We start from the raw sequence: 18,448 nt of genomic DNA, 5'->3' as shown, positions 1-18,448 counted from the left end.
TTCGCTTACAGGTGCGGCAGGATCGACGGCATCAGGTCCTGGAAGGTACGGCCGTTGGCCGGGTTGCCCAGGGCCGTCATCTGCCAGCCGCCGCCGACGCGCGACACCTTCGCCATGATCTGCGCGGTGTAATTGCCGCCGCCGTCGAGGGTGTAGCGGGCCAGTTCCTGGCCGTTGGTCTCGTCGACGATGCGGCAGAACGCGTTCTGCACCTCCTGGAACGTCTGGCCGGTGAACGAGTTCACCGTGAAGACGATCTGGTCGATGTGGACCGGCACGCGCTGCAGGTCGACGAGGATCGACTCGTCGTCGCCGCCCTGGCCGACGCCGCCGACGAGGTTGTCACCGGTGTGCCGGACCGAGCCGTCGTCGCTCTGCAGGTGCCGGAAGAACACGACGTCCACGGGCTGCTTGTCGGCGAAGAGCACCGCCGAGGCGTCCAGGTCGATCTCCCGGGTCCGCGAGCCGAACAGCCCGCGGCGCTTGGCCGCCTGCCAGCCGAGGCCCATCCGGACCGCGGTCAGCGTGCCCCCGTCCGACTTCTGCAGACTGATGGCCTGACCCTTGGTCATGTTGACCGTCACGCGCTGTCCCCTCTCCGTAGCCCGCCCCAATAACGGGTGCGCAGTGTGTACCTGCGGCTCGGGGCGTGTCGGCAACACTCCCCGGCCCAACCCTACTGACCGGCCCCGGGTCAGGCGAGGCCCGCTTCCTTCATCTGTCGCAGCTCCTTCTTCAGCTCGCTCACCTCGTCCCGGATCCGGGCCGCGACCTCGAACTGCAGCTCCGCGGCAGCCCCGCGCATCCGCTCGGTCATCTGCTCGATGAGCGCGGCCAGCTCCGCGGCCGGACGGTCGGTCAGAACCTCGGCGGCCTTGGCCCCCTTGGCCCCCTTGCCGCCCGCCTTGCCCGGGGCCGCCGCCTTGCCCCCGAGCGCGGGGACGGGAGCCTTGGCGCCCTTGCCGTCCTTGCCCTGCCGGTAGCCGGTGCCCAGGAGCTGCTCCGTGTCGAGCTCCTCGCGGGCGATCGTCGCCACGATGTCGTTGATCTTCTTGCGCAGCGGCTGCGGGTCGATCCCGTTGGCCGTGTTGTAGGCGACCTGCTTCTCCCGGCGGCGGTTGGTCTCGTCGATCGCCTGGGCCATCGCCGGGGTGATGCTGTCCGCGTACATGTGGACCTGGCCGGAGACGTTGCGCGCCGCGCGGCCGATGGTCTGGATCAGGGAGGTGCCGGAGCGCAGGAAGCCCTGCTTGTCGGCGTCGAGGATCGCCACCAGTGACACCTCGGGCAGGTCGAGGCCCTCGCGCAGCAGGTTGATGCCGACCAGGACGTCGTACTCGCCGGCCCGCAGCTCGCGCAGCAGCTCGATGCGGCGCAGCGTGTCCACGTCGCTGTGCAGGTAGCGGACCTGGATGCCGAGCTCCAGGAAGTAGTCGGTGAGGTCCTCGGCCATCTTCTTGGTGAGGGTGGTGACCAGGACCCGCTCGTCCTTCTCGACCCGCTGGCGGATCTCGTGCACCAGGTCGTCGATCTGGCCCTCGGTGGGCTTGACCACGACCTCGGGGTCGATGAGGCCGGTGGGACGGATGATCTGCTCCACGAAGCCGTCGCCGCGCGAGAGCTCGTACTTGCCGGGGGTCGCCGACAGGTAGACGGTCTGGCCGATCCGCTTCTGGAACTCTTCCCACTTCAGCGGCCGGTTGTCGAGCGCGGAGGGGAGCCGGAAGCCGTGGTCGACCAGGGTCCGCTTGCGCGAGGCGTCGCCCTCGTACATCGCGCCGATCTGCGGCACGGTGACGTGCGACTCGTCGATGACGAGCAAGAAGTCCTCGGGGAAGTAGTCGATGAGCGTGTTGGGCGCCGAACCCCGCTCGCGGTCGTCCATGTGCAGCGAGTAGTTCTCGATGCCGGAACACGACCCGATCTGGCGCATCATCTCCAGGTCGTAGGTGGTGCGCATGCGCAGCCGCTGCGCCTCCAGCATCTTGCCCTGCTTCTCCAGCTCTGCGAGGCGCTCGGCGAGCTCGGCCTCGATGCCGGCGATCGCCTTCTCCATGCGCTCGGGGCCGGCGACGTAGTGGCTGGCGGGGAACACGTAGAGCTCGCGGTCCTCGCTGATGACCTCGCCGGTCAGCGGGTGGAGGGTGGAGAGGGCCTCGATCTCGTCGCCGAACATCTCGATGCGGACGGCCAGTTCCTCGTAGACCGGGAAGATCTCGATGGTGTCGCCGCGCACCCGGAAGGTGCCGCGGGTGAAGGCCACGTCGTTGCGCGTGTACTGGATGTCGACGAAGCGGCGCAGCAGCTGGTCGCGGTCCATCTCCTCGCCGACCTTGAGCGCGACCATCCGGTCGACGTACTCCTGGGGGGTGCCGAGGCCGTAGATGCAGGACACGGAGGCGACGACGATGACATCGCGCCGGGTCAGCAGGGAGTTGGTCGCGGAGTGGCGCAGCCGCTCCACCTCCTCGTTGATCGAGGAGTCCTTCTCGATGTAGGTGTCCGACTGCGGAACGTAAGCCTCGGGCTGGTAGTAGTCGTAGTACGAGACGAAGTACTCGACGGCGTTGTTCGGCAGGAGCTCGCGGAACTCGTTCGCCAGCTGGGCGGCGAGGGTCTTGTTGGGTGCCATGACCAGCGTGGGGCGCTGGAGCTTCTCGATCATCCAGGCAGTGGTCGCCGACTTGCCGGTGCCGGTCGCGCCGAGCAGCACGACATCCTTCTCACCTGCACGGATGCGCTTCTCCAGATCGGCGATGGCCGCCGGCTGGTCGCCGCTGGGCTGGTAGGGGCTGACGACCTCGAAAGGCGCCACCGTGCGTTCGATCTTCGATACGGGCCGCATGGGTCAACCGTACGACCCCCCACTGACACTCTGCCGCCCGCACGGGCCTCCGGTGTCCCGCGGGTCCGGTCCGATCGCGGCCCGGTCGAGAACCGCGCCCGGTCCGATCGGGATCCATCAGGCCCCATCAAACCCGATCGGGTCTGGTCGGGTCTGGTCCGTTTGTCGTAGTTCGGTGGCGGCCAGGTGATCTTCAACCCCATGATCGCCATGGAGCAGCTCTCTTCTGAACAAGCATCACGCACGTGCATCGCCGCAACGTCTGTCGCTTCGCGCCCGTTTGAGGCGGGAGCCGGTCTCACGACCCGAGGAGAACGCGCATGTACCTCCGACCCGCCTCCGCGGCCACCGCCGCCTTCCTGGGCCTCACCCTCAGCGTGCTGGGCGCCTCGGCCTCCTCCGCCGCCCCCGGACCGGACGGAATCTCCAACCCGATCGTGTACGCCCACCGGGGGGCTTCGGCATACGCCCCGGAGAACACCCTCGATGCGATCGACCTGGCGATGCGGCTGGGCTTCGACTGGGTGGAGAACGACGTCCAGCGCACCAAGGACGGCGAGCTGGTCGTGGTGCACGACGACACCCTGGCCCGCACGACCGACGTCGAGCAGGTGTTCCCGGACCGGGGGCCGTGGCGGGTCGGCGACTTCACGGCGGCGGAGATCGCCCGGCTGGACGCGGGCAGCTGGTTCGGCGAGGAGTTCGCGGGGGCCCGCGTGCCGACGCTGCGGCAGTACCTCGACCGGGTACAGCGCAACCAGCAGCGTCTGCTCCTGGAGATCAAGAAGCCGGAGCTCTACCCCGGGATCGAGGAGCAGACCCTGCGGGTGCTGGGCGAGGCGGGCTGGCTCGACGAGCAGCACGTGTCCCGCCGCCTGGTCGTGCAGAGCTTCAGCGCCGACTCCGTGCGCATCGTGCACGGACTGCGCCCCGACATCGTGACGGCCTTCCTCGGCACCCCCGCGGTCGCCGACCTGCCCCGGTACGCCGCCTTCACCGACCGGATCAATCCCTGGCACACCACGATCTCCGGCGACTGGGTGGCGGCGGTGCACGATCTGCGCGGTGCGCACGGCAGGGTCATGGAGGTGGACACCTGGATCGTGGACGACGCGGCGACCGCCCTGAAGGTCCAGGCGATGGGCGTGGACGGGATCATCACCAACAAGCCCGACGTCGTACGGGAAGCGGTGGGCGGCTACTGACGGGCGCCGCAGGGGCCCGCGGGACCACAGGGGCCGGGCTGTCGGTGGCGGGCCGTACGGTGGATGCGTGGACAGCACCGAGCGGCCCCGCGGGCCGCACCTCGAATGGACCGTCGTCGACAGCGACATCGGCCCCCTGCTCTTGGCCGCGACCCCGGAGGGTCTGGTCCGGGTCGAGTTCCATGCCGGGCCGGACCGGGCCGAGAAGATGATCGGATCGCTGGTCTCCCGGCTGGGCGCCGACGCCTGGCGTCCGCCGCCGGGTGCGGAGGTCCTGCTGGCCGAGCCGATACGCCAGCTGACCGCCTACTTCGCCGGATCCCTGCGGCGCTTCGACCTGCCGCTGGACTGGCGGCTCAGCTCCGGCTTCAACCGGCAGGTGCTGCAGGAGCTGGACCGCTCGGTGCCGTACGGGGCCGTCGTGGGGTACGGGGAACTGGCCGCCCGGGCCGGGCAGCCGGGCGCGGCCCAGGCCGTCGGCAATGCCATGGGCTCCAATCCCCTGCCCCTGGTGGTGGCCTGCCACCGCGTCGTGGAGAACAACGGCGGAATCGGGGGCTTCGGCGGCGGGGTGGAGACCAAGCGCATCCTGCTCGCGCTGGAGGGCGTGCTTCCGCAGCCGCTGTTCTGAGCGGCCGGCGACTGCCCCGGGTGCACTCCCGGTTCCGTCGCGCGACAACCCGGTTCCGCCGGGCGGTAAGGGGTGCGAAACTGCCGCGGTGAGTACTCCCGCCGCCGCAGGCCCCGCAGCGCCCGTATGCCGCCCACACCCGCGCAGGGGGTGTACCGCGTGACGGTCCCGCCCCGCACCGATCGCCCGCTGCGCCCCGTCGACCCGGCGGACCTGCCCCGGCTCCAGCGGCGCACCTCCGGGGTGCTCATCGCCAGCCAGATGCTGGGCGGCCTCGGCGTGCCCGTCAGCATCGCCCTGGCCCCCGTGCTCGCGACCGAAGTCAGCGGCACCGAGGCGATGTCCGGCTTCGCCTCGACCGCCTCGGTGATCGGCACCGCCCTGGTCTCGCTGCCGCTCGCCGCCCTGATGAACGCGCGCGGGCGCCGGCCCGGGCTGGTCGTGGCGTACGCGATCGGCACGGTCGGCGCGGGGCTGGTCGTCCTCGCCGCCACGATCAAGAACTTCCCGCTGCTGATGCTGGGCATGGCCGCCTTCGGCGCCGCCTCCTCCGCCAACCTCCAGGCCCGGTTCGCCGCCGCCGACCTCGCGCCCACCGAGCGCCGGGCCCGGGCGATCTCCGTCGTCGTGTGGGCCTCCACCGTCGGCGCGGTGCTCGGCCCCAACCTTTCCGCCCCGGCCAGCCGCAGCTTCGCCGGCACCTCCATACCCCAGACGGCGGGCCCCTTCGTCTGGGCCGCCGCCGTCTTCGTCCTGACCGGCACCCTGATCGGCGTACTCCTGCGGCCGGACCCGCTGCTGACGGCCCGGGCCCTGGCGGCGCCCGAGGAACAGACCCGCGCGGGGCGCTCGCTGCGCGCCGGGCTCGCTGCCGTCAAGGCCTCGCCGCGGGCCCGCCTCGCGCTGCTGGCCGTCGCCGTGTCCCACACCACCATGGTCTCGATCATGGTGATGACCCCGGTGGACCTGGCCCACCACGGTGCCCGGCTGGAGCTCATCGGCCTGGTCATCAGCGGGCACATCGCGGGCATGTTCGCCTTCTCGCCGCTGATGGGATGGCTCGCGGACCGCCTCGGCCGGCTGACCGTGATCGGGCTGGCCGCCGGACTGCTCTCGGTCGCCGCGCTGCTCGCCGGCACGGCCGGGCCGAGCCACACCCAGAGCGCGGTCGGCCTCTTCCTGCTCGGCCTCGGCTGGTCCGCCGGCATGGTGTCCGGCTCCGCCCTGCTGACCGACTCGGTGCCGCAGCCCGCACGGGCCGCCGTACAGGGGCTGAGCGACCTCACCATGAACACGGCCGCGGGCGTCGGCGGCGCTGCCGCCGGCCTGGTCATGTCCCAGGCCGGCTACGGCTGGCTGAACGCGATCGGCGCCGGCCTGCTGCTGCCGATGGCGGCCCTCGCCCTGTTCACCGCCCGCCGCCACCCCGTCGTCGCCGCCAAGGTGATCAGTAGCTGATGTGGTAGGCCTTGCGGAGCGTCTCGTGCACCGTCCAGGTGGTCTTGTCGCCCTCCCGGAGCACGCAGGCCGAACCGGGGCCCACCTCCAGCGTCGCGCCGCCCTCGACCGCGATGGTGGCGCGGCCGCTGACCACCACGAACAGCTCGTTGGCCTCCACGTCCACGACCACGCCCGGGGTGATCTGCCAGATCCCGCGGACCTGCGAGCCGTCCTCGGCCTCCCACAGCACCCGGCCCGTCACGACGGGCTCGCCGGAGACGATCTGCGCGGGGTCGAGCTCCTCCACCTCCAGTTCCGAGTCCGGGACATCGGCTACGGAGACGGCGAAGGAGGGGGCCGACGAGGCGGCTGAGGAGGCGGGGGCGGCGGGCGCGGCGCCGTGGTCACTGGTGCTCATGGCGGGCCAGCCTAATCCGGACACCCCGCGCGACGGGGCGACCAGAGCGTCCAGCAAAGCCCCTGTCGGCCAGTCACCCTGTCCAGCACTTCGCTCACCCGGGGCGCCGTGCACCGAGCACCGGCTGGTGGAAGCCGGTGTCCGCCGGAGCGTGCCGGCGCGTCCGCCCGAAGCCCGCCTGCCGGGCGAAGCCGGCGGTCTCCTCCTCGGGCAGCGCCCAGTAGGTCGCGCTCGACGTCCGCGTGGTCCACGTCTGCCCGGTCGGCAGCAGCTGGAAGAGCTCCAGGCCGTAGCGCTCCCCGTCGGCGTGCCAGTGCCGCAGCTGGAACGTGATGGTCCGCCCGTCGGGGCCGGTGCGCCCGTGCGGGGCCCCGCTCCGCGGGCGGGCCCGGCGCAGTTCGCCGTACGGGCGGGTGGAGAGGAGCAACAGGCCGCCCGGGCGCGGCACCCGCGGCGTTTCGGCCAGGGCGGCGCGTACGTCGCGGGCCGTCAGCAGGTGCGGGAGCGCGTTGTCGGCGCAGACCACGGCGTCGGAGGAGCACGCGCCGGAGGGCAGGGCCCGCATGTCGGCGGCCGCGACGGGCAGTACGAGTCCCCGGGCGGCTGCCTCCCGGCCCGCGCGGGCGGTGGAGGCGGGGCTCAGGTCGGTGCCGGTGGCCTTGTGGCCCAAGGCCGCCAGGCCCAGCGCCCGGGTGCCGATCCCGCAGGCGCTGTCGAGGATCCGGTGCGGTCCGGGGCCGAGGGCGGTGGTCAGCAGGGCGTCCGGGGCGCCGCCCTGGCGGGTGGTGCTCGCGGCCCGGTCCGCGTACATCAGGTCGTAGCGGTCGGCCGGCTCGTCGTAGAAACGGCGCGTGTCCCGGGATTCACGGGGGAACGCTACTCGGACACGTTCTCCCCGGTGTGCGCCGAGCGCGTTTGGGCAGGTGAATCCCGTGCCATGGATGGGGACATGTCACAGCACACTGCATCCGCATCACAGGTCCCGGTCCTGTCGGAAGAGGTACACGAGGCTCTCGCCCGGCGCCGGCCCGTGGTGGCCCTGGAGTCGACGATCATCGCGCACGGTCTGCCCCGTCCCCGCAATCTGGCGGTCGGCCTCGAACTGGAGGCCCTGGTCCGGTCGGAAGGGGCGGTTCCGGCGACGATCGCGGTCATCGACGGGGTGGCGTACGCCGGCCTCGACAAAGCGCAGCTGGAGCGGATCGCGGGCGGCGAGGGCGTACGCAAGCTCGGCCACCGGGACCTCGCGCCCGCGCTCGCGACGGGGGCCACCGGCGCGACGACCGTGTCCGCGACGGCGTTCCTGGCCGCCCGTGCGGGGCTGCGGGTCTTCTCGACGGGCGGGCTGGGCGGCGTACACCGGGAGTGGGCGCAGACGCAGGACGAGTCGGCGGACCTGTCGCTGCTGGCCCGGACCCGGATCACGGTGGTGTGCGCGGGGGTGAAGTCGATCCTGGACGTGCCGGCCACGCTGCAGCGGTTGGAGACGCTGGGGGTGGGGGTGCTCGGGTACGGGACGGAACGTTTCCCCGGCTTCTACCTGACCGATTCGGGGGAACCGGTGGACTGGACGGTGCACCGGCCCGAGGAGGTGGCCGCGGTGATGGCGGCCCAGGACGCGCTGGGCGGGCCGGAGTCGGCGCTGCTGGTCGCCCATCCGGTGGCGGAGGCCGAACAGTTGGACCCACAGCTGCACGACCGGGTCCTCGCGGAGGCCCTGGAGGAGTGCCGGGAGCGCGGGATCACGGGGCAGGCGGTGACGCCGTTCCTGCTGGGGTTCCTGGTACGGGCCACGGGCGGGGCCTCGCTGGAGGCCAACCTCGCGGCGGTACGGGGCAATGTGCGGCTCGGGGCCCGGATCGCGGGGGCCTGGGCGGCGCGGGCATGACCCGGGCGGGGGCGGAGCCGGGGGCGGGGGGACCGGCGGCGGCGTCAGCAGAGGCGCCGGCGGCGGACGGCGTCCGGCCCGGGGCCCCGCCCCGGGCCCTGGTGGTCGTCGGCGACGTGGTGACCGACGTGGTCGCGGTGCATCCGGAGCCGCTGGCTCCGGCCACCGACACCGCGGCCCGGATCCGCACGCTCCCCGGCGGCGCCGGGGCCAACGCGGCCTGCTGGGCGGTCCGCTCGGGCGCCGCGGAGGTGCGGCTCCTCGCGCGGGTGGGCACCGAATCGGCCCGGTGGCACGAGCAGGCGCTGCTCGACGCGGGCGTGCGGCCCCGGCTGGTGGTCGACCCGGCCGAGCCGACGGGGACGGTGGTCGCGCTGGTCGGCAAGGACGCGGAGCGGACCTTCCTGACCGACAGCGGGGCTTCGCTCAGGCTCTGCCCCGCCGATTGGGCGCCGGACCTGCTGGACGGGGCCGCCCGTCTCCACCTGTCCGGTTATCTGTACTTCGCCGACAGCAGCCGGGAGCTGGCCACGATGGCGCTGCGGGCCGCCCGCGGCCGGGGGATCGCGGTGAGCGTGGACCCGGCCTCGGCGGGGTTCCTGGCCGCGCTGGGTCCGGAGCGCTTCCTGGACGCCGTGGCGGGGATCGACGTACTGCTGCCGAACGAGGACGAGGCCCGGCTGCTCGCGGGGCTGCCGGAGCCGGCCGGGGCGGCGCGGGCCGCGGCGGAGCTGAGCCGGCGGGTGCCGCTGGTGGTGGTGACCCGGGGCGCGGCCGGCGCCCTGGTCGCCGAAGGGGGACGGGTGACAGCCGAGGTCGCCGCCGAGACCGCGCGGGCGGTGGACTCCACGGGCGCCGGGGACGCGTTCACCGGCGGGTTCCTCGCCGCCCTGCTGGCCGGGGCGGGGCCCGCGCGGGCCGCCGGGGCCGGCTGCCGGGCGGCGGCGCTGGCGGTCACCCGGCTGGGCGGACGGCCGTAGTACCCGGTAGTACCCGTCCGGCCCGTCACCCGGCGCGGATGCCGGTCCACGCCGGGTGGCGCGGGTCGTCCGCCCTGACCACGGCGTCGGCCAGGGACGCCGGGTCGGTCTCGGCCTCGTACCGCTCGAAGGCGGGCAGGGTCCAGCGCGCGGACTCCTCGGTGCGGCGGGCGAGCGCCCCCGGGGAGAGCCGGATGTGCACGCCGAGGTCGAAGGGGAACCAGTGGCCGAGCAGCAGCGGGCCGTGCACGATCACCACGCCGTCCGGCGGGAGTTCGGCGTACGGGCTGCGGGTCGCCCGGTCGGTCGTCGGGTCCCACAGGTCGGGCAGCACCCGTCCGGTGCCGCCCGGGTCGGTCGGGCCGAAGACCTCGCGCCAGAGCGCGGCCGTGTCGTACCAGCCGCCGAGGTAGGAGTCCACGTCCTCGCGGCCGAACTCGAAGCGCAGCGAGGCCGGGCGCAGGAAGCCCTCGGCCGACACCACGAGGACCGAACGTCCGCGCAGGCGCAGGGCGTCGGCGAGCTCCCCGGCCAGCACGCCGGTGCCGGCGGCGGGGGCGCCGTCGATGCCCACCCGCTGCCAGGCCGGCTGTCCGGGAGCGGCGCCGCGCTCGTCGAGGTGGCCGGCGAGGCGCTCGGCCATCCGCTGCCATGTGATCGCTTCCAGCTGCACGAGTCCATTGTCAGTGGTGCCCCTTAGCGTTTTTCACGAGGGATCAGCGGCGCACAGGGGCCGGTGGCCCGGCCTTTGGGGAGGGGTCTGTCATGGCTCGGGAGACGACGTACCTGGAGCTGTCGCAGGATGACGGCGGCGCGCACAAGTTCTATGAGGTGACCGTGGACGGCACGGCCGTCTCGGTGCGGTACGGGCGCATCGGCGCGGACGGCCAGTTGCAGAACTCCTCCTTCCCGACCGCCGAGAAGGCCCGCGCGGCCGCCGCGAAGAAGATCGGGGAGAAGGTCCGCAAGGGGTACGCCCCGGCGGTGCGCGGCGCCCGCGCGGCGCGGTCGGTGACCCGTCGCCAGGTGACGTCGGCTCCGTCGACGGCGCGCGCGGTGGCCCCGGTGCTGTGGCGGTTCCGTACGGGTTCCTCGGCCTTCGGGATCCATGTGGACGAGGACCGCTGCTGGGTCGGCAACCAGGCGGGGGACGTCTACACGGTGAGCCACGGCGGTGAAGTGCTGGCCCGCTATTCGCTGCCGGACGGGGTGAAGTGCCTGGTGGCGGACGAGTTCTGGATATACGCGGGCTGTGACGACGGCACCGTGTACGACCTGTCGTCGAAGGTTCCGTTCGGGGCGTACGACATCGCGGCGGACGTGGACATCTTCTGGCTGGACATCCGCGAGGGCGTGCTGAATGTGTCGGACCGCGACGGCGGTCTGACGGTCATCGACCACGAGGACGAGTTCCAGTGGTCGCGGCGGTCGGCGGGCTCCAATGCCTGGATGGTGCGTGCGGACGGGGACGCCGTCTACCACGGGCACAGCCAGGGGGTCACGGCGTACGCCCCCGACGGCGGGCGGGAGTTGTGGCACACGGCGACCGCCGGATCGGTGCTGTTCGGCTGGCAGGAGGACCGCGCGGTCTACGCCGGAACGGGGCGCAACACCGTGCAGCGGCTGTCGAAGGCCACGGGTGCGGTGGAGGCCGCGTACCGGTGCGATGCGGCGGTGTACTCGTGCGCGACCTCGCCGGACGGCCGGCACGTCTTCGCGGGCGACCTCGCCTCGTCCGTGTACTGCTTCGACGCGGACGGGCGCCGGCTGTGGAAGCTGGGCACGGGCAGCGGAGCCGCACTGTCCATGCAGTACCTGGACGAGCGGCTGTACCTGGTGACCACCGACGGCTCCCTGGTCTGCGTGGACGCGAGCGAGGCGGCGATCGCCGCGGCCCGGCAGGGCTCGGTGCCGACGGCGGTGGACGTGAAGTCCGCCGCGGCCCTGCCGGTGTTCACCCCGGCGGCGTCGGCGGCCGCGGTGGCGACGGTCTCGGTGGCCGCGGCGCCCGCGGGCGGCGTGGTGGTGGAGTGCGTGCAGCAGGGCGGGCGGATGCGCGTGCAGGTGGTGTCGGGCGGCTACGAGCCGTCGTGGAACGTGCAGTTCCCCCGGGGGATCCGGGAGGCCGGCGCGCGGTACGTGGTCGACGGACTGCACGCGTCCTCAGGCGGCTTCTACCGCGTCCGCGGGGAGATACGCCGCCTCGTGTGAGCCCGGCCGGGGAATGGGCCTGCGCGCCGCGGGCCGGTTCACCGGGGCTTTTCGAGCACGCGCACGGCGTGGCAGCGGGCGGGGCCTCGGCGGGTACGGCGAAGGGCGCGTCCTCGGCCAGCGCGCAGGTCACGTAGAGCACGACCGGTTCGGCGCCGAGGTTGCGGCCGAGGTGGACGTGGCGCCGGCCCGCGGGCTCGACGAAGCTGGCGCCGGTGCGGTGCACCTCGACCGTGTTGTCGTGCAGGATCCTGGTCAGCGTCCCGGACTTGACGACGGCTATCAGCGGGACCCGGTGGTAGTGCCACCCGGTGCACCCGCCGGGCTCTATGACGACCTCCCGGCCCATGAGGTCCCCGGTGGCCGCCGCCCTGATGGCCGCCGCCCTGGCCGCCGCCCCTCTCTTCGGCCGCCGCGCCGTCGCCTGCCGTCCCGCCATGTCTTCCTCCTCCATGGGCCCGCCGGCCCACTCGCTTCACGGTATGAGGACATCACCAGGTAGGGGAAGAGTCGGTGAAAGCACAACTATCCAGTTCTACAAGGTGATATACGGCCCGGACGGCGGTATCACTTCGGCATGAGCCTGGTGGTCTTCGAGTCACTGAAGCAGATCCACTGCGCGCAATGCCGGCAGGGCCCGCTCCGGCGCCTCGTCCGCGAGGCCGGCGTGCCCCGCTGCCTGGAATGCGCCGATCTCGGGCACCTCGTCTACCTCCCGCGCGGCGACGTCGCCCTCACCCGCCGGGCGCGCGAAGCCAGTTCGCTCTGCGCCGTCGTCGTCCGCTTCCACAAGCGCCGGCGCCGCTACGAGCGCCTGGGGCTCCTCGTCGAGGACGCCGCCCTCGCCCGCGCCGAACGCGCCTGCCTCGCGGACGCCGAGGCGCGGGCCCGCCGCCGGGAGCGCGACCGGCTGCGCCGGGCGGCCGAGGACTCCCGGTTCACCGCGGCCTTCACCGCCGAGATCCTGAGGCTGTTCCCCCGCTGCCCGGCCGACCGGGCGGCGGCGATCGCCGCCCACGCCTCGCTGCGCGGCAGCGGCCGGGTGGGCCGCACCGCCGCGGGCCGGGCCCTCGACGAGCCGGCCGTCTCGGTGGCGGTACGGGCGGCCGTGCGGCACACCGACACCGAGTACGACGCGCTACTGATGGCGGGGGTCCCGCGCTTCACTGCCCGGGCCCGGCTGGTGGCGCAGATCGACGCGATCCTGGACGGCTGGCGGGCGGCGGCCCCGCGGGAGGCGGCCTAGCTCTTTGGCCTGGCCACAGGGTTAGTTGAGGCGGAAGCGGCGGTAGAGCAGCACTCCGCCGAGGAGCAGCGCACCGCCGCCGGGCAGCAGGTAGCCGACGCCGTCGGCCCCGGTGTGGGCGAGCGCCCCGGGGGCCTGCGGCGGGACCGGCGGGGTGACGGGCCGCACGACGGCCGGCGGCTGGGCGGGCTTGCCGCCGGTGGGGGTCTCGTCGTTGACGGAGGTGTTGCCGTTGACGGACGTGTTGCCGCTGGAGGAGTTGCCGAGCCCGACGACGCTCACCGCGTTGCCGCTGATGTTCAGCGGTACGTCGACGGGGAGCTGTAGCCCGTTGCCGGACAGCAGCCCCGGAGAATCCTTTCCGCGCACCTCGGCGACCGCTCCCCCGCGATTCGCGGCACCCCTGCCGAAGCCCGGTTTCGAGTCGTGTGCGGACCCGGACGACGGATGCGAGGGCCGGGGCTCCGGATGTCCGCCGCCCTTGCCCGGCCCCTGGTTGGCGCACTGGTTCCCGGCGGCCGGGTTCAGCACGCCGACCACGCTCACGGTGTTCCCGCACACGTTCACCGGGGTGTGCACCGGCAGCTGCACGAGATTCCCCGAGAGCAGCCCCGGTGAGCGCTCGGCCTGGCCCCCCGCGCCCGCGTCGGCGTGGGCGAAGCCGCCCACCCCCGCGACCGCCAGTCCACCTCCCGCAACCACCGCCGCGATCAAGCCATTCCGACGACTGTGACGCATCAGCTTTCCTGCCTTCCGGAGGATTCAGCGGGTGTTGCACCCGCACCGGAAACAACGCCCTAAACCCATATGGGTTATAGAGCCAGTACTCATTTCACTCCATCGTGTACTGGGTACTCCGTACTTCATGACTGATCGCCCACTGCTGCTCCTCGACGTGGACGGCCCCCTGAACCCCTTCCGGTCCCACCTCGCGGGCCTGCGCGGATACACGAGTCACCGGATGCGCCCGGAGGTCTGGCTGGCCCGGCGCGCCCCCGATTCCCGCAGCGCCCGCCGCGGACTGAGGGTGCGCCTGCACCCCTCCCACGGAGCCCGGCTGCTGGCCCTGCCCTACGAACTCGCCTGGGCCACCACCTGGATGCACCAAGCCAACACGATGATCGCCCCGCGCATCGGACTTCCCGCTGATCTTCCTGTCATCGAATGGCCGGAACTCTTCGCCCGCGACCCCGACGGCCTCTCCTGGAAGACGCGCCCCCTCCTCGACTGGGCGGCCTGCCGCCCCTTCGCATGGGTGGACGACATGATCAACCCGCGCGACCGTGCCTGGATCGCCGCCCACCACCCCGCCCCGGCCCTCCTCCTGCGCATCCACCCCCGCCACGGCCTGCGCGAGCGCGACTTCACGACGTTGACCCGCTGGGCGGCCGGAGTCAGCGGAGCAGGGCGGTGACCGGGTCCGGGGAGGGGCGGCCGGTGGGCCACCAGTCCTCGTCGTCCGGGCGGGACTCGTAGGCGTACCAGAGGGCGTCGCGGCCCAGGCGGAGCTGGCGGGTGCGGGCCGTGAGGCGGTTGCGGTCGGGCCGGAAGGAGCCCTGCGAGGCGGCGAGGAGCGCCGGGCGGGCCCGGTCGAAGGGACCGGCCGGGGGATCCCAGGGCTCCTCCAGCGCGGCCAGGGCACGGAGGCCGCCCTGCCGCCAGGCCGCGGCGCCCCGGGCGAGGTCGGTGGTGCTGCGCCCCGTCGCGCGGGCCAGATCCCGGTAGAGGCCGCGGGCCGCGCCGGTGAGCCCGGCCGTGGGGTGCGCGGAGGCCAGCCGGACGGCGTCCTGCCACAGGGTGAGGCCGCCGATCGGGTCCTCGGCGGTGGTGAGGAGGGCCAGGGCCCGGGCGGCCGCGTCGGTGGCGAGCTGGTCCAGGGCGAGCGGATCCGGAGCCGCGGGGTCGGCCGGGTACGCCGGCGGGAGCCCGACGGAGACCGGCGCACTCAGGGGGGCGGGCAGCAGCGGCAGGCTGGTGCGGGCCAGCGCCGCGCGGGCCGCCACCCCGGGGAAGTCCGTTGCCGCGTCGGGCTGTTCCCGTGCGGCGTGCGCGGCGCTGCGCCGGGCCAGCTCGTCCAGCAGCTCCCGCTCGCCCCGGCCGCGCAGGAGCAGCAGGACGAACGGGTCGGCATCGAGCAGCCGCGCGGCCCGGTAGCAGAGCGCGGCGGCGTGCTTGCACGGCGGGCGCGCGATGTCCGGGCAGGAGCAGCGCGGGACCAGCTCGCCCGCGCCGGGCAGGATCGTCTCCGCGAGCGACTGCGGCACCTCCCGCTCCAGCAGCGCCGCCAGAGCCGTCGGGTCGGCCGCCACCTCCTCCAGCAGGTCACGCCACTCGCCGTCCGCGAAGGCGGGCAGGGACAGTTCGGTGCGGTACGGACGGGGCCGGCTGCCCCGGACGTACGCCACGATCCGGCCGGGGGTGATCGTGACGGCGTCGACATGGCCTTCGGCGGCGTACGTGCGCCCCCGGGCCAGGCGGGCCGGGTCCCGGGACACCGCTTCGAGGGCGGACACCCAGGCCCGGCCCCACCAGCTGACGGCCTCCACCCCGGCGGGCACGGTCTCGAAGGTGCGGCGGCGGTCGTCCCGCGCGGTGATCATGTGGGCCTCCGCAGGGACACGAGGTCCGCCAGCTCGCGGTCGGTCAGCTCGGTCAGCGCCGACTCGCCGGAGCCGAGCACCGCGTCGGCCAGGGCCCGCTTGGCCTCCAGCATCTCGGCGATGCGGTCCTCGACGGTGCCCTCGGCGATGATGCGGTGGACCTGTACGGGTTGGGTCTGGCCGATGCGGTAGGCCCGGTCGGTGGCCTGTTCCTCGACGGCGGGGTTCCACCAGCGGTCGTAGTGGACGACGTGTCCGGCGCGGGTGAGGTTGAGGCCGGTGCCGGCGGCTTTGAGGGAGAGCAGGAAGACCGGGACCTCGCCGGCCTGGAAGCGGTCGACGAGCTCCTCGCGGCGGGGCACCGGGGTGCCGCCGTGCAGGAGTTGGGAGGCGATCCCTCGCGCGGTGAGGTGTTTCTCCAGGATCCGGGCCATCGTCACGTACTGCGTGAAGACCAGCACCGAACCGCCCTCGGCCAGGATCGTGTCGAGCAGTTCGTCGAGCAGCGCGAGCTTGCCCGAGCGGTGCGCGATCCGGGACGGCCCCTGCTGCACGTCCTCCTTCAAATACTGCGCGGGGTGGTTGCAGATCTGCTTGAGCGAGGCCAGCAACTTCATGATCATGCCGCGTCGCTCGATGCCCTCGCTCGCCTCGATCACGGCCATCGCCTCGTCCACCGCGGCCTGGTAGAGCGAGGCCTGCTCCCGGGTGAGGGAGACGGGGTGGTCGGTCTCTGTCTTCGGCGGCAGCTCGGGGGCGATCCCCGGATCGGACTTCTTGCGCCGCAGCAGGAACGGCCGTACGAGCGCGGCCAGCCGGGCGACGGCCGCCTCATTGCCCCCGTCCTCCTCCTGCTGGTGCTCCACCGGGCGGGCGTGGCGGGCCCGGAACGCGGTGAGCGGGCCGAGAAGCCCCGGCGTGGTCCAGTCGAGGAGCGCCCACAGCTCGGAGAGGTTGTTCTCCACCGGGGTGCCGGTCAGCGCCACCCTGGCCGGCGCCGGGATGGTGCGCAGCGCCTTGGCGGTCGCCGAGTACGGGTTCTTCACGTGCTGGGCCTCGTCCGCGACGACCATGCCCCAGCTCTGCTCGGCCAGCCGGGCGGCCGCCGCCCGCATGGTCCCGTACGTGGTGAGGACGAAGCCCCCGGCCAGGTCCTCCAGGCTGCGGCCCGCGCCGTGGAAGCGGCGCACCGGCGTGCCGGGCGCGAACCTCTCGATCTCCCGCTGCCAGTTGCCCAGCAGGGACGCCGGGCAGACGACGAGGGTCGGCTCGGGGCGGTCCCGGTGCAGGTGGAGCGCGATCAGCGTGACCGTCTTGCCCAGGCCCATGTCGTCGGCGAGGCAGCCGCCGAGGCCGAGCGAGGTCATCAGGTCCAGCCAGGCCAGGCCGCGCGCCTGGTAGTCGCGCAGGGTGGCCTTCAGCCCGGCCGGCTGCGGCAGCGGGGCCAACTCCGCCGTCAGCCGCTCGCGCAGGGCCGCCAGCGCTCCCACCGGAACCGCTGCCACGGGCTCCCCGTCGACCTCGGCCGTCCCGGTCAGTACGGTGGCCAGCGCGTCCACCGGGTCCAGCAGGCCCAGCTCCCGCTTGCGCGCCTTGCGCACCAGCTCCGGATCGACCCGCACCCACTGGTCGCGCAGCCGCACCACCGGGCGGTGGGCCTGCGCGAGCGCGTCCATCTCCCCCGGGGTGAGCCGGTCGCCGCCCAGCGCCAGCTCCCAGGAGAAGGCGAACAGGTGGTCGGCGTCGAAGAAGGCGGTGCCGTCGGTGGCGGAACCGGGTGCGGTGGACCGTACGACGGCGGTCGCGGACAGCGTACGAGCCAGATCGCGCGGCCAGTGGACCAGCACCCCGGCCGCGGCCAGCCGGGGCACCACCGCGCCCAGCAGGTCCTCCAGCTCCGGGTCCGAGAGCGCCAGCACATCGGGGACCGGCTGGTCCAGCAGGCGCAGCAGGGGCGGCCAGACGCGGGCGGCACGGCGCAGCGCGAGCACGGCGTCGATCCGGGCGCGCGGACCGAACCCGGCGGCGGCCGCCCCCGCCCACAGCAGCGCGGCGTCCGTGACCAGGGTCGGGTCGGCGAGGCTGTGCACCTGGACCACGGCCGCGCCGGCGCGGCGGGCGTCGTCCTCTTCCGACTCGTCGAACAGGCGGAAGGAGGACAGGTCGAGCCGCAGCGAGATCCCGACCCCGGTGTCGGCTCCGGCGGCCACCTGCGCGGCCCAGTCCCGTATCCCGGGAACGCGCTGCGGCTCCTGCGCGGCGAAGGGCAGCCCGGCCGCGAAGGGCGCGGCCGGAGTACGGGGGAGGCTGTCGGCGACGGCGTCGAGGAACGCCCGCACCAGCGCCTCCGGTTCGGGCAGTTGGAGCGGGCGGCGGCCGGCCAGCGGGGTGGCGTACGCCTCGTGCGGGAGGGCGGCGGCGACCGCGCGGAGGTGGCCGACGTCCTCGGCGTCGAGCGGCCCGGCCCGCCACGCGTCGACGCCGTCGGGGGTGAGCCCGGGCAGCAGGCGGCCGCGCGCGACGAGGGTGAGCGCCTGGGTGGCGGCGGTGCCCCAGGCGCGGGTGGCGGGGTGCGCGGCGGCGCTGCGCGGCGCCCGTGCGAGCAGCGGCAGGGCGGCGGTCACGGGCAGGGTGACGGCGGGGACGGTCCGGCTGCGGACGCCGCCGCTGTCGCCGTGCGGGCGTACGACGGTCAGCGGTGACCGGGTCCCCACGTCGGGCAGCGGATCGCCGTCGGGTGCCCAGAAGGCGACGCGCCCCTCCCGGGGCACGGCGGCGGGGAGGAACACGGCGGCGTGCCGCAGCAACGCGTGCGCGGACGACTGCGTGAACGGCTGCGCGGCCGGCTGCGCGAATACCCGCGACTCGGCTGTCATGGCGTCTTCCCCCTCCCCGGTAGATACGGCTCTCCTGCGCCACCGAGTCTAGGCGGGGCCACTGACAACGCCGACGACCTGCGAAAACACCCTGTGCAGTCGGAGGCG

At 73.7% G+C, this 18,448-nt stretch carries 16 protein-coding genes and 1 pseudogene; 8 read left to right on the top strand and 9 right to left on the bottom strand.

What is annotated here, in order from left to right; translation table 11 throughout:
• Positions 1-5 precede the first annotated feature (5 nt).
• Together ACFWB8_RS22660 and uvrB are read right to left on the bottom strand one after the other, a co-directional pair.
• Complete coding sequence (locus tag ACFWB8_RS22660; protein ID WP_385229893.1) at positions 6-584, bottom strand: TerD family protein; 579 nt, start codon at positions 582-584, stop codon at positions 6-8.
• 110 nt (positions 585-694) lie between these two features.
• Positions 695-2,845 carry an excinuclease ABC subunit UvrB gene (uvrB, locus tag ACFWB8_RS22655; protein ID WP_385229890.1) on the bottom strand — a complete coding sequence of 717 codons (2,151 nt, stop codon included), beginning with the start codon at positions 2,843-2,845 and terminating at the stop codon, positions 695-697.
• A 320-nt stretch (positions 2,846-3,165) separates the two neighbouring features.
• Here uvrB and ACFWB8_RS22650 point away from each other — a divergent pair, with 320 nt between their 5' ends.
• The 3 genes from ACFWB8_RS22650 (at position 3,166) to ACFWB8_RS22640 (ending at position 6,139) form a co-directional block, all read left to right on the top strand.
• Positions 3,166-4,050 carry a glycerophosphodiester phosphodiesterase gene (locus tag ACFWB8_RS22650; protein WP_385229887.1) on the top strand — a complete coding sequence of 295 codons (885 nt, stop codon included), beginning with the start codon at positions 3,166-3,168 and terminating at the stop codon, positions 4,048-4,050.
• A 67-nt stretch (positions 4,051-4,117) separates the two neighbouring features.
• On the top strand, positions 4,118-4,681 hold the full coding sequence (locus ACFWB8_RS22645) for a methylated-DNA--[protein]-cysteine S-methyltransferase (protein WP_385229884.1): 564 nt from the start codon (positions 4,118-4,120) through the stop codon (positions 4,679-4,681).
• Positions 4,682-4,840: 159 nt separating this feature from the next.
• Positions 4,841-6,139, top strand: a complete 1,299-nt coding sequence (locus ACFWB8_RS22640; RefSeq protein WP_385229881.1) for an MFS transporter — start codon at positions 4,841-4,843, stop codon at positions 6,137-6,139.
• On the opposite strand, the gene ACFWB8_RS22635 is transcribed toward ACFWB8_RS22640, so the two are convergent.
• Together ACFWB8_RS22635 and ACFWB8_RS22630 are read right to left on the bottom strand one after the other, a co-directional pair.
• Positions 6,129-6,539 carry a cupin domain-containing protein gene (locus ACFWB8_RS22635; RefSeq protein WP_385229878.1) on the bottom strand — a complete coding sequence of 137 codons (411 nt, stop codon included), beginning with the start codon at positions 6,537-6,539 and terminating at the stop codon, positions 6,129-6,131. The two genes, ACFWB8_RS22640 and ACFWB8_RS22635, sit on opposite strands and share 11 nt — an antisense overlap.
• Positions 6,540-6,633: 94 nt before the next feature.
• The gene (locus tag ACFWB8_RS22630; protein WP_385229875.1) at positions 6,634-7,350 is read right to left on the bottom strand and encodes a class I SAM-dependent methyltransferase; all 717 of its coding nucleotides are present in this window, start codon (positions 7,348-7,350) and stop codon (positions 6,634-6,636) included.
• Between the two features lie 138 nt (positions 7,351-7,488).
• On the opposite strand from ACFWB8_RS22630, the gene ACFWB8_RS22625 reads away from it, so the two are divergent.
• Together ACFWB8_RS22625 and ACFWB8_RS22620 are read left to right on the top strand one after the other, a co-directional pair.
• On the top strand, positions 7,489-8,427 hold the full coding sequence (locus tag ACFWB8_RS22625; RefSeq protein ID WP_385229872.1) for a pseudouridine-5'-phosphate glycosidase: 939 nt from the start codon (positions 7,489-7,491) through the stop codon (positions 8,425-8,427).
• Positions 8,424-9,407 carry a carbohydrate kinase family protein gene (locus ACFWB8_RS22620; protein WP_385229869.1) on the top strand — a complete coding sequence of 328 codons (984 nt, stop codon included), beginning with the start codon at positions 8,424-8,426 and terminating at the stop codon, positions 9,405-9,407. The genes ACFWB8_RS22625 and ACFWB8_RS22620 overlap by 4 nt, the downstream gene beginning before the upstream one ends.
• Positions 9,408-9,432: 25 nt before the next feature.
• Here ACFWB8_RS22620 and ACFWB8_RS22615 read toward each other — a convergent pair whose 3' ends face one another.
• Positions 9,433-10,080, bottom strand: a complete 648-nt coding sequence (locus ACFWB8_RS22615) for a uridine kinase (protein ID WP_385229866.1) — start codon at positions 10,078-10,080, stop codon at positions 9,433-9,435.
• Between the two features lie 92 nt (positions 10,081-10,172).
• Here ACFWB8_RS22615 and ACFWB8_RS22610 point away from each other — a divergent pair, with 92 nt between their 5' ends.
• Positions 10,173-11,618: a WGR domain-containing protein gene (locus ACFWB8_RS22610; protein ID WP_385229863.1), complete on the top strand. Its 1,446-nt coding sequence runs from the start codon at positions 10,173-10,175 to the stop codon at positions 11,616-11,618.
• A 139-nt stretch (positions 11,619-11,757) separates the two neighbouring features.
• On the opposite strand, the pseudogene ACFWB8_RS22605 reads toward ACFWB8_RS22610, so the two are convergent.
• Positions 11,758-11,967, bottom strand: a pseudogene (locus ACFWB8_RS22605) (cupin domain-containing protein); the annotation flags it as partial.
• 228 nt (positions 11,968-12,195) lie between these two features.
• On the opposite strand from ACFWB8_RS22605, the gene ACFWB8_RS22600 reads away from it, so the two are divergent.
• Positions 12,196-12,864 (top strand): DUF2293 domain-containing protein, encoded by a 669-nt coding sequence (locus tag ACFWB8_RS22600; RefSeq protein ID WP_385229860.1) that lies wholly within the window; start codon positions 12,196-12,198, stop codon positions 12,862-12,864.
• A 21-nt stretch (positions 12,865-12,885) separates the two neighbouring features.
• Here ACFWB8_RS22600 and ACFWB8_RS22595 read toward each other — a convergent pair whose 3' ends face one another.
• On the bottom strand, positions 12,886-13,566 hold the full coding sequence (locus ACFWB8_RS22595) for a chaplin (protein WP_385229858.1): 681 nt from the start codon (positions 13,564-13,566) through the stop codon (positions 12,886-12,888).
• A 163-nt stretch (positions 13,567-13,729) separates the two neighbouring features.
• On the opposite strand from ACFWB8_RS22595, the gene ACFWB8_RS22590 reads away from it, so the two are divergent.
• Entirely contained in the window at positions 13,730-14,278 is a 549-nt protein-coding gene (locus tag ACFWB8_RS22590; RefSeq protein WP_385229855.1) for a hypothetical protein, read from the top strand.
• Here the strand turns inward: ACFWB8_RS22590 and ACFWB8_RS22585 are convergent.
• Together ACFWB8_RS22585 and ACFWB8_RS22580 are read right to left on the bottom strand one after the other, a co-directional pair.
• Positions 14,259-15,464 carry an SWIM zinc finger family protein gene (locus tag ACFWB8_RS22585; RefSeq protein WP_385229852.1) on the bottom strand — a complete coding sequence of 402 codons (1,206 nt, stop codon included), beginning with the start codon at positions 15,462-15,464 and terminating at the stop codon, positions 14,259-14,261. The genes ACFWB8_RS22590 and ACFWB8_RS22585 overlap by 20 nt on opposite strands.
• A complete protein-coding gene (locus ACFWB8_RS22580) occupies positions 15,461-18,340 on the bottom strand; it encodes an SNF2-related protein (RefSeq protein ID WP_385229849.1) in 2,880 nt (959 codons plus the stop codon). The genes ACFWB8_RS22585 and ACFWB8_RS22580 overlap by 4 nt, the downstream gene beginning before the upstream one ends.
• Positions 18,341-18,448 lie beyond the last annotated feature (108 nt).

This window comes from Streptomyces sp. NPDC060031, from assembly GCF_042736805.1.
Classification (GTDB): domain Bacteria; phylum Actinomycetota; class Actinomycetes; order Streptomycetales; family Streptomycetaceae; genus Streptomyces.
This window is presented reverse-complemented; position numbering and strand designations above follow the sequence as displayed.

Excerpts from the sequence above, each read along its gene's own strand:
- ACFWB8_RS22620 (WP_385229869.1), top strand. The coding sequence starts at position 8,424 with ATGACCCGGGCGGGGGCGGAGCCGGGGGCGGGGGGACCGGCGGCGGCG.
- ACFWB8_RS22625 (WP_385229872.1), top strand. The coding sequence starts at position 7,489 with ATGTCACAGCACACTGCATCCGCATCACAGGTCCCGGTCCTGTCGGAA.
- ACFWB8_RS22650 (WP_385229887.1), top strand. The coding sequence starts at position 3,166 with ATGTACCTCCGACCCGCCTCCGCGGCCACCGCCGCCTTCCTGGGCCTC.
- ACFWB8_RS22580 (WP_385229849.1), bottom strand. The coding sequence starts at position 18,340 with ATGACAGCCGAGTCGCGGGTATTCGCGCAGCCGGCCGCGCAGCCGTTC.
- ACFWB8_RS22590 (WP_385229855.1), top strand. The coding sequence starts at position 13,730 with ATGACTGATCGCCCACTGCTGCTCCTCGACGTGGACGGCCCCCTGAAC.
- ACFWB8_RS22630 (WP_385229875.1), bottom strand. The coding sequence starts at position 7,350 with ATGTACGCGGACCGGGCCGCGAGCACCACCCGCCAGGGCGGCGCCCCG.
- ACFWB8_RS22610 (WP_385229863.1), top strand. The coding sequence starts at position 10,173 with ATGGCTCGGGAGACGACGTACCTGGAGCTGTCGCAGGATGACGGCGGC.
- ACFWB8_RS22635 (WP_385229878.1), bottom strand. The coding sequence starts at position 6,539 with ATGAGCACCAGTGACCACGGCGCCGCGCCCGCCGCCCCCGCCTCCTCA.
- uvrB (WP_385229890.1), bottom strand. The coding sequence starts at position 2,845 with ATGCGGCCCGTATCGAAGATCGAACGCACGGTGGCGCCTTTCGAGGTC.
- ACFWB8_RS22600 (WP_385229860.1), top strand. The coding sequence starts at position 12,196 with ATGAGCCTGGTGGTCTTCGAGTCACTGAAGCAGATCCACTGCGCGCAA.
- ACFWB8_RS22585 (WP_385229852.1), bottom strand. The coding sequence starts at position 15,464 with ATGATCACCGCGCGGGACGACCGCCGCCGCACCTTCGAGACCGTGCCC.